This is a genomic window from Methylotetracoccus oryzae, assembly GCF_006175985.1.
Taxonomy (GTDB): Bacteria; Pseudomonadota; Gammaproteobacteria; order Methylococcales; family Methylococcaceae; genus Methylotetracoccus; species Methylotetracoccus oryzae.
The window spans coordinates 1-8,631 of record NZ_SRSH01000036.1; the positions used below are offsets into that span (position 1 = coordinate 1).

General features: G+C 62.5%; 8 protein-coding genes. 2 read left to right on the forward strand and 6 right to left on the reverse strand.

The genetic code is table 11. The annotated features are described in order from the left end of the window. Positions 1-181 precede the first annotated feature (181 nt). The 6 genes from BWR02_RS20630 to BWR02_RS20655 all read right to left on the reverse strand — a co-directional run bounded on the left by BWR02_RS20630 (position 182) and on the right by BWR02_RS20655 (position 5,267). Positions 182-1,408, reverse strand: a complete 1,227-nt coding sequence (locus tag BWR02_RS20630; protein WP_201276357.1) for a DUF4910 domain-containing protein — start codon at positions 1,406-1,408, stop codon at positions 182-184. Between the two features lie 13 nt (positions 1,409-1,421). Further along, entirely contained in the window at positions 1,422-1,886 is a 465-nt protein-coding gene (locus BWR02_RS20635; protein WP_236102480.1) for a YbhB/YbcL family Raf kinase inhibitor-like protein, read from the reverse strand. Between the two features lie 159 nt (positions 1,887-2,045). Continuing rightward, positions 2,046-2,381, reverse strand: coding sequence for a hypothetical protein (locus BWR02_RS20640; RefSeq protein WP_139559797.1), 336 nt, complete (start codon positions 2,379-2,381; stop codon positions 2,046-2,048). A 24-nt stretch (positions 2,382-2,405) separates the two neighbouring features. Beyond that, complete coding sequence (locus BWR02_RS20645; protein ID WP_139559798.1) at positions 2,406-2,894, reverse strand: hypothetical protein; 489 nt, start codon at positions 2,892-2,894, stop codon at positions 2,406-2,408. Positions 2,895-2,904: 10 nt separating this feature from the next. Then, on the reverse strand, positions 2,905-3,687 hold the full coding sequence (locus BWR02_RS20650; protein ID WP_139559799.1) for a YMGG-like glycine zipper-containing protein: 783 nt from the start codon (positions 3,685-3,687) through the stop codon (positions 2,905-2,907). Positions 3,688-3,695: 8 nt separating this feature from the next. After that, the gene (locus BWR02_RS20655) at positions 3,696-5,267 is read right to left on the reverse strand and encodes a formylglycine-generating enzyme family protein (protein ID WP_139559800.1); all 1,572 of its coding nucleotides are present in this window, start codon (positions 5,265-5,267) and stop codon (positions 3,696-3,698) included. Positions 5,268-6,035: 768 nt separating this feature from the next. Between BWR02_RS20655 and BWR02_RS20660 the strand changes: the two genes are divergently transcribed. After that, positions 6,036-6,629 carry a hypothetical protein gene (locus BWR02_RS20660; RefSeq protein ID WP_139559801.1) on the forward strand — a complete coding sequence of 198 codons (594 nt, stop codon included), beginning with the start codon at positions 6,036-6,038 and terminating at the stop codon, positions 6,627-6,629. Positions 6,630-7,084: 455 nt separating this feature from the next. Further along, positions 7,085-8,323, forward strand: a complete 1,239-nt coding sequence (locus BWR02_RS20665; protein WP_162560270.1) for an IS4 family transposase — start codon at positions 7,085-7,087, stop codon at positions 8,321-8,323. Positions 8,324-8,631: the final 308 nt, after the last annotated feature.

Sequence of the window (8,631 nt, forward strand, 5' to 3'; positions counted from 1 at the left end):
CAGCGTGGAACGTCAGCATCTTTTTCAGTCGCGTCACATCAACTTAACCGGCGGTATAGGGTATTTCGACCGTAAAAGAGAACAGATACTTACTATCGAATCCGTTCCTACTTTTTTTTCAAGCAACAGCCAGCATACGATTTCATGCCTAGTCTCGTACGCTCGGAGATGTGTGTACGCGTCAGATCGCGAGCAGGTCATGATCGCCGTCGGACAGGCTCAGCACCCATAGCAGCGCGTATTGGAACTCGGCCGGCGACATGCCTCCCATCGGACCGTACAGCCCGCGTTTGCCGAGGCGCGGTTCACCCTTGGGACTCAGGTTCTGGAACGCTCGGTTTGCATCGACGATCGCGAACATCCGTGCCAGCGCGGCGATCGAGCCGGCCAAGCGATCCGGGCGAATGAACGCCAGGTTGTCGGCCGAAGTGTGGTACTCGGGATATTCGCCGTTGCGCGAGCGGGTCAGCCGTCCGAACGGCAGGTCGAAGCCGGGCGAACAGAACTGCCGCTCGTCGTACCCGTAGGGTTCGAAGTCGAACAGGCGGGCATCCTCCGCAATCCGCGGCAGCACGTATTCCGCGACGCGGTCGGGCAGGCGCCCTCCCCTGCGGCTGCGCTTGTAGGTCAGCGGACCGGCATCGCCGAGCAGGCCGATCGTGAAACCCGCTCGAACGCGCGCCAGATGCTCCTCGTTCATCGCGAGCCAACTCAGCGAACCGATCGTGCCGGGACCAAACACAAAGCGCCAGGACAAGCGCGGCTTTTCATTCAGCAATTCCCGGGCGAGTGCCGCGGCAACCGCAAGTCCGGTCAGGTTGTCATTGGCCAGTGACGGGTGGCACAGGTGGGTGTAGACGATGACCTCTTCACCGGTCTGGCCCGGCACGAGGCATTCGGCATAGGTCAGATGACCCGGCTGCAGGTCGGCATCGATGACGACCCGGTAGTTGCCCGGGTTCAGCGCTTCCCGGTCACGGTGGCGCAAACAAAAACCCCAGTGCAGGTCGTAATACGAGGTCCGATACGGGATCCAGTCGGGCTGGTCCGGTAAGGAATGCAGATGCGGTTGCAGTTCCTCCAGGCTCAGCGTGCAGTCGACCGGCACCGAATAATTCAGCACATGCAGGCTGTGGTCGCGGAAATCAACGACGCGCCGACCGTCCGGGCCGACGATATATGCCTCCCGGATGTTCCACTCCGGCGGCACCTCCCAGTCGAACACCGCGGTCCCGCTGGCGACCTCCGTCCGCTGCAGCGGGACCATGCCTTCGAGCAGATCCAGCGTCCGGCGCACCCCGTCGCCGGTGATGCTGCGGCAGATCGGGTACAAGGCCTCCATCAGCGGCCAGGCCGCTGCCGCGGCGCGCTCGGAGCCTTCCTGGCTCCACAGTCCCTGCAGTATCACGTCCGCGGTCCCCTTATTTCTGATAGGTCCCGATGAGTTGGGCCTGGCCGAGAATGTGGCCCTGCATCGCCTGCTCGAGTTGCACCTTCGTTGGCCGGTTCAGGTCGGGCAGCGCGATGTCCAGCGCATACAGTTTGTGGAAGTAGCGATGACGCCCGATCGGGGGACATGGCCCGCCGTAGCCGGTGCGCTTCCAGTCGTTGAGGCCCTCGTGAGTTCCTGCCGGCAAGGTGGCCGCGGTCACGCCTTCGGGCAGACCTTTCGCATCCGGCGGCAGGTTGTACAGCACCCAATGCACCCAGGTCATCTTCGGCGCGGCCGGGTCCGGCGCGTCGGGGTCATCGACGATCAGCGCGAGGCTCTTCGTGCCCGGCGGCACATCGGCCCACGCCAGCGGTGGTGCCACATCGTGGCCGGTGCAGGTGTAGCGCGCCGGAATGGCGGCGTGATCCGCGAAAGCGGTGGAAGTCAGTTTCATGGCAGTGCTCGCGAACGCAGGAACCGAGCCCAACAGCATCAGGCCCAACAACCCGACCCCTGGGCGCAGTAAGGACGAGGACGACATGGGCAAACCCTCCCTCAGAGTGGATGGACCGATGATCCCGGCCCGACTCAGCGCTGTGAACGGCGCCGGAACTCACTTGCCCGGTGGTGCTGCGGGTTCGGGCGGCGGCGCGGCCGGTGGCTCTTCGTCGAGCAGTTTGGCAGCATCGGGATTCTTGCAGACGTCGGTCTTCAGCACGCGCTCGAACTGCTCGATCTTGTCCTTGAGTGCCTGGTTCTCGGCCCGCTGCCGTTCGATCTGCGCCTGCAGTTCGCTGGCATCCTGCGCATTGCCATTGGCGGCATACCCCAGGCTCAACAGGCACCCGAGCAGCGCGCGGCCGAACACAACTCGCGGCGCAGAGGGGCAGCGGACCCACCCCGCGCAACGACGATCGCAGCCCATACCCACCGCTTTGCTTGGTTTCATTCTCAGGACTCCGCTTGCCGGTCGCTAACGCTTGCGCACGAGGTCGACTTCACGCTCCAACTCCTTGATGCGCTTATCCAACGCGGCCCGCCGCTGGTCGACCTGGGGTTTCGGCGAAATCCGGTCCACCTTCAACAAATCCAACTGATGCTGTACGTTCTTGAGATTCTGGCGCAGCTGTGCGGTATCCGCGTTGGATTGGGCCAGCTCGGCGTTCAGCGCGTCGATCTGACCCTGCACTTGGGCGAGCTCCTGTTCGAGCGCCTGCCGTTCCGCCCCGGTCTGTTCGCCCTGTCGATTCAGCGTGTCGTATTCGCGCTTGAGCCCGGACTGAGTCTGCTGCACCCGCGTGACATCCGCCTGCTTCTGCTGCTGGCGCTGCTCGTAACTGCCACTGGTCGCGCAGCCGATACCGCGGATGAACCCGCCGTGCGCCGGATCGCAGTCGGTCGTCGCGCAGCCCGACAACACCAGGCAACCCGCTGTCAGCATCCACCGTGTTCGACCCTGCATCACGGCCCCGCTACCCCACGGTCGACACGCTGCGCAGCTTGGTCAGCGTGTCGAGTTCCGATTCGAGCGTCACGATCTGCTGCTCCTTTTTCTGGATCTCCGAACTGGCGATCGCAACCTGCTGCGGATGGCTGTTGCGCGCGGCCAGCGCGACCGCGTGTTTCTGGTCGTTAAGGCGCTGCTTGGCCTTAGTCACGGTTGCCTGTAACTGATCGCGCGTGGCGTCCAGGTCCTGCAATTGCGCCTCGGCCTGAACGCGCGTCATGCGACCGGCCGCGACGGCCTTTTCCAGTTCGGCGATCCGCGCCTGGTTATCCTGCACGACCCGGCTCGCGATAGGGATCATCGCCGACAAGGTCTGGTTCTCCTGACTCAGGTCCGCGATCACCTTGTCGAGCCGGTCCTCGTCGGTCGCATAGCCATTCTGCAGATTCGCCATGTAGTTCCCGGCGAGGCAGCCCAGCAAGGCGCCCGCCAGCCCGCCGATCAGTGCCCCCTGCCCGCGGTCGCGCGAGTACGCGGCGGCACCGATTCCGGCTCCGGCCGCCGCACCGATGATGCAGCCCTCGGCCAGTGTCTCGTTATAGGCTTCCGACAGCTGAGCAAGGCGCCGTTCGTCCTGGGTTGCATTGGCGGTCGGCTGCCGCGGCGTCGCACAACCCGAAGCCAGCAGGGCCGGAATCAGCAGGACCGCCACCGCTCGGCCGAACGCAGAGTGGGGCCGCTCGTCAGCAGGGCCGTTAACCTCGCCCACACCGGCCTCGACGAGCGGCACCGCCGGACGGCGCCGCATGCGGGGCGCTATTTTCGGATCGCTTTGCAAAGACTCAGCCACTGGGTCTGTCGTACTTCGGGCTTCTTGCGGTAGTCCGTCAACTGCTGATAGTAACTTTCCGCGTAACGGATCAGCTCCTTGTATCCCTTGAGTTCCAACTCGGTCTTCAGCACGCCGAACTGGCTCGCCAGCACCTCGTCGTCGTAGATCGACGCCGCCCCCAAAATCGTCTCCGCATAATAAAGCAGATTGTCCCTGAGCGTTGCCTGATCGCGTTGCCACTGCTCGCGGTAGGATTTCGTCCGGGCATCGTCCGCGCCGAACTCCTGTTCGCGGCGTTTCAGGATCGCCCCACTGGCGTCCACCCACTGTCCATCGGCCGCCATCTTCTGGCACAGGAACGCGCCCAGCCGAAGCGCGGCCTTGCCGGCCAGCCGGCGCCGATCGTCGCGCTCCTGAACTGCCACTTTGAGGCGATTCTGCACGCCCTTGAGCCGCGCCTTCATGTTCTCATCGGGCGTCGCCTCGGCCAACGCGCCGAGTTCCTCGACCGGGTTCTCCAGAGCCTGCGCGGCGACCGCCGGAGAGGCGGTGGGCTTGCTCTCCGGGGCGGTTGCGGTACCCAGTTTCTGCCAGGCCTCGCGTATCGCCTTGAGCCGATCGCGCGACGACTCGACCGGTGCAACGACGACGAGCCGGAAGCCGGTCGTCTCGGCCCGGCGCGGCTCCTGTTTGACGTAGAACGGCACTTCGACCCGCTGTGCGGAGCGGATCTCCTCGCGCGGCGTGAAGTAATTGCCGCCGCGCACTATGAAGCCGCCGGCCTGGCCGTGCAGGCGGTCGAGGCGGTTCAGTCGGTACGGGTCGAGCACCATCTCATCGACGTTACCGAGCACGTCGTGCAGGCCGAGCGGGTTCGGCTGCAACGTGCCGATCGCCTGCGGCTTGCCGTTGGCGGACTCGCTGCCATCGAACCAGACGTAGCGCACGAAATCATCCGTCATCGGGAAAGTCCGTTCCTGGAACTGCGCCACCGGTACCGCCAGACCGCCGCGGGCCGCAAACTCCCATTCCACTTCGGTCGGGAGCCGCAGAAAGCCCGCTTGTTGGTCGGCTTTCGGCAATTTGTCGGCGGCATTCTTCAACAGCCATTGGTTATAGCGGTCGGCATAGGCCAGCGCCTCGAACCAGGTGACCTTCGTTTGGGGCAGACGCTGCTCGTCGCCCGGCGGCGTGCATTGGGGGTCGAGCGCACTATATTGCGCGCGGCTGACTTCGTATTTTCCGATCAAGTAATAGCGCTCCGAAGAACCCTGCTCGAAGCTACCGGCCACCTGAGCCGGCCGTGCATGTTCGGCGTAATCGACCGCATCGTCGTTACCGCCGACGACGATACCGTAATCGTTCACCGGCCCCTGATTCGGAATCAGTACCTTGCGGAACGCCATCGCACCACCGCAGGGTAAGGGCAACACCACGTCGTCCTTGGCTGGATTCGGATTGAAGTATTCCTTGGGCCAGTCGGCAGCGGCGCTGGGCAGAGCGATCGAGAGATAGGCGAGCAGCAAAGCGACGCCGAGTCGCGGCGTGTGAAGCATGGTGATCTCCAACGAACCGGATGGAGCGGCGTAAACATCACGCGACAGCGAGTATCGCGAGCGACCGCCCGGCAATCAAGTGCCGAGCCGACTCCGGACGCGAACACTGCGGCATTGGGACCGCTAAGCGGAGGGCGGACCATCGGGGCCGGGCGCCAACGCCCACCGATCGAATCGCAGAAAGGAATGCGAACGAGCAGCACGAAGTGTCGTAGACGGAAAGTCAGGAACTGACCCCGCACTTCTCCAAGAACCATTTGCTGTAACGTGCGCCGTGCGCACGAAACGCTTGCCACCAGACGCCGGCAGGCTTACGCCGAGCACATCGTCTTGCCACGGCCTGATACCAGAAAAGTAACCTGACCCGCTATTTCCACCCGATATAATACTACCAATAAGTAACCTAACTCCATCTCTATTAACTAGAACCTAGCCCCTTTTAATTCGTTTTACTTACCCACTTTTCCTGCCCCTACTTATCTTGGGTTCCCGACGGCGCAGACTGGAGCGCCCAGTTTAGCTGACTCCTGTTTGCCTCCTAGCGGGCCGTACCCTGTTCTTTTTCTTATCGATAATTCAGTTACGAGCCAGATCTAACCAGCACACCGACGCGTTAGTATTTTCAATATTAGCATTTGCTTGACATGCGCCCCATCTAGGTTCACTCTCACCCCGATTACACTGTGGTTATTCTCCGAGGTCCTGAGCCAGAACACGGTGCAGGACCGCGTTTCCTTATCATTACAGCCACCGGGCTAGGAAGTTCCCATGCGCATGCTGATCTCAATGCAACGGCCCCGGATCATGCTGGCCGTATTCTTGATGACCCTGCTCGGCAACAATATCGTCCTGGCCGATGGCGGGGGTGAAGGTGGGAGTGCCGCGGCAGGGGGCGGCTGTCGCCTTCTGCTGGACTCGCATGTGGTGACCTTCACGGCCTACCAGCCGCAGCTGAGCGGTAGCGCAACCTATTGCACCGAGATCCCGGAGATCGGCAATGTGGCGGTGGTTTTCGACCTCGAGGATAAGGCGCTCAGGGACAAGACCCTGGAGTTTGAAATCACCAAAGCCGTCGGGGGCGCCCGCGTGATGTATCAACCGCCCGAGAAGTTCGTGACCGGCACGTTTACCCGCACCATCAACCTGACCGAGCCCGGGGATTACATTGCCCGCGCCAGCTTGATCGAAGGCGACAAGAAACACGATGCCCAGTTGAAATTCCACCTGGCGGAAGAACATGGCATCGACCTGAATACGGCGCTGATAATTGCCGTCGTACTGACGGCTGCTGGCTACTTCGCCTACCAATCCCATGCGGGTTTTCGGAGTGCCGTCCAGCGCGGCTGGTCCAAATTGGGCTGAACCCTGCCAGAAACAGCGAATAGATGGGAGAAAACGGGGTCTGACGGCCAGGGCACGCGGTTCTTCAGCGGCAGGCTGCGCAGCCAGCGCGCGTTGTCGGACCCCTTTCTTCGGAATGGGTGACTCCGTTCTTCGCGATGTTTCGTCATGCCTTTCGCTGAAGCGAAATTTCGGGAAGATGAGATCCCCCGCGCGGACCGTAACCGTTCTTTCGATCTGATGCGAAGAAAGTAACTTGACCCGTTTTTCTCACTCCGCACGCGCGACACCAAAAGAAAAGGCAATCTGAGCCCCTTCGGGCCAAAGTTCTTCTGCTACACCGGTTCAGACAGGGCCAATGCCGTTAAGTTAAGGGACTGTGATAGAATACCCGTGTAACTCATTGAAAACGCAGGATAAGCTCATGATCGGTTCTTAGCAAGGTCCATGCCGCTATTCTCGCCGACCTCGCTCGGTTGCTCCACGCCCCAGACTTCATTGCCGCCCATCGCACCCACGACCGGGCCTTCTCCCGCCAACGTACGCTCACCTTCCCGGTCCTCGTCAGCTTCCTGCTCTGCGCCTTCAAAGGCGGGCTGCAGACCCTGCTCGACGACCTGTTCACCACACTCGATGGCGCTGCGGTGCGCCGGGTGACCAAAAGTGCGGTGTCGCAAGCCCGCCAGAAACTGAAGGCCAGCGCCTTCGAAGCCCTGAACGACCGGCTGCTGTGCTCGTTGGCCGCCTTGCAACCGGAACCCCGCTGGCAGGGCCTGCGCCTCGTCGCCACCGACTCCACGACGTTGCGACTGCCGAACTGGCTCGAAAACCAAGCCGAATTTGGCGTGCAGCACGACACCGCGGGACAGCCTTACGTCTTGGCCCGCGCGTTGGGCCTGTACGCCACCGACGCGCGACTGCTGCTCAAGGCCACCCTAGCGCCTTACCGGACCGGGGAACGGGCGTTGTTGGCCACCTTGCTACCGCACCTGGAAACCGACGATCTACTCCTCATGGATCGCGGCTTTCCCGCCATCTGGCTGTTCACCCTGTTGCAGCAACGCGGTCTGCCGTTCCTGGCCCGCCTCGACGGCACCCAGTGGCCGTGTGTCGCCGACTTCCTGCGCTCCGGCCAGGATGAGACCGTCGTGACCCTTCGCGTCTCTGCCCAGGCCCAGCAACAAGCCGCAGTGGCAGGCCAAACCCTCACCGACAAAACCCTCAAGGTCCGCTTAATCAAAGTCATCCTGGCCAGCGGCACCGTCGAGGTCCTCGCCACCTCACTGACCGACGCCGAAACGTATCCGGCGGCCGCCTTCGCCGACCTCTATCACGCCCGCTGGACCATCGAGGAAGCCTTCAAGCTCCTCAAACATCGACTGCACCTGGAACAGTTCACCGGCGAATTGCCCGAAAGCATCCGCCAGGACTTCCACGCCAAGGTGTTCACCGCTAACCTCGCCCAGGCCTTGGCCCGCGCCACCCACGAAGCCCTGCCCGAGAAGAAGGCCCAACGCTACCGACCCAACCTCACGCACCTGTTACAAAGCCTCAAACCACGGCTGTTCGTCTGGCTTATCCAGCGCGTCTCGCCGGAACAGGTCCTGACCCTACTGGAACTGGCCGGAAATACCCTGGAGTTACGACGACCGGGCCGAACAGCACCAAGACCCCTCCATCGCCTCAACCCACGACCTCGCCGACAGTACAAGTAGCCTTAACTTAACGGCATTGGACCGTCTGCGGGAGGGAACCCGCAGTCGAGCCTCCAGGGACGGATTCACGGCGTGTCTCGGACTCCCGGCCCGCTCCCGCGAAAGGGGGGCGTGAACAGTTAAGACCCGAGGAGGCTGGCTAGAGGATTATCAGACACGATTTAATGCGCCGACCGCCGTAACAGTCGGTAGAGTCCAGCGACGTGGTGTAAATCGAGGGTCAGAGATGGGAGGCCATCGCGAACTCCGGTAAGGTTGAAAGTGCGAAAGACAACCTGAACGTGGAGACGACGATGGCCGACGACAGC

Excerpts from the sequence above, each read along its gene's own strand:
- BWR02_RS20635 (WP_236102480.1), bottom strand. The coding sequence starts at position 1,886 with ATGAAACTGACTTCCACCGCTTTCGCGGATCACGCCGCCATTCCGGCG.
- BWR02_RS20640 (WP_139559797.1), bottom strand. The coding sequence starts at position 2,381 with ATGAAACCAAGCAAAGCGGTGGGTATGGGCTGCGATCGTCGTTGCGCG.
- BWR02_RS20645 (WP_139559798.1), bottom strand. The coding sequence starts at position 2,894 with ATGCAGGGTCGAACACGGTGGATGCTGACAGCGGGTTGCCTGGTGTTG.
- BWR02_RS20650 (WP_139559799.1), bottom strand. The coding sequence starts at position 3,687 with ATGCGGCGCCGTCCGGCGGTGCCGCTCGTCGAGGCCGGTGTGGGCGAG.
- BWR02_RS20655 (WP_139559800.1), bottom strand. The coding sequence starts at position 5,267 with ATGCTTCACACGCCGCGACTCGGCGTCGCTTTGCTGCTCGCCTATCTC.
- BWR02_RS20660 (WP_139559801.1), top strand. The coding sequence starts at position 6,036 with ATGCGCATGCTGATCTCAATGCAACGGCCCCGGATCATGCTGGCCGTA.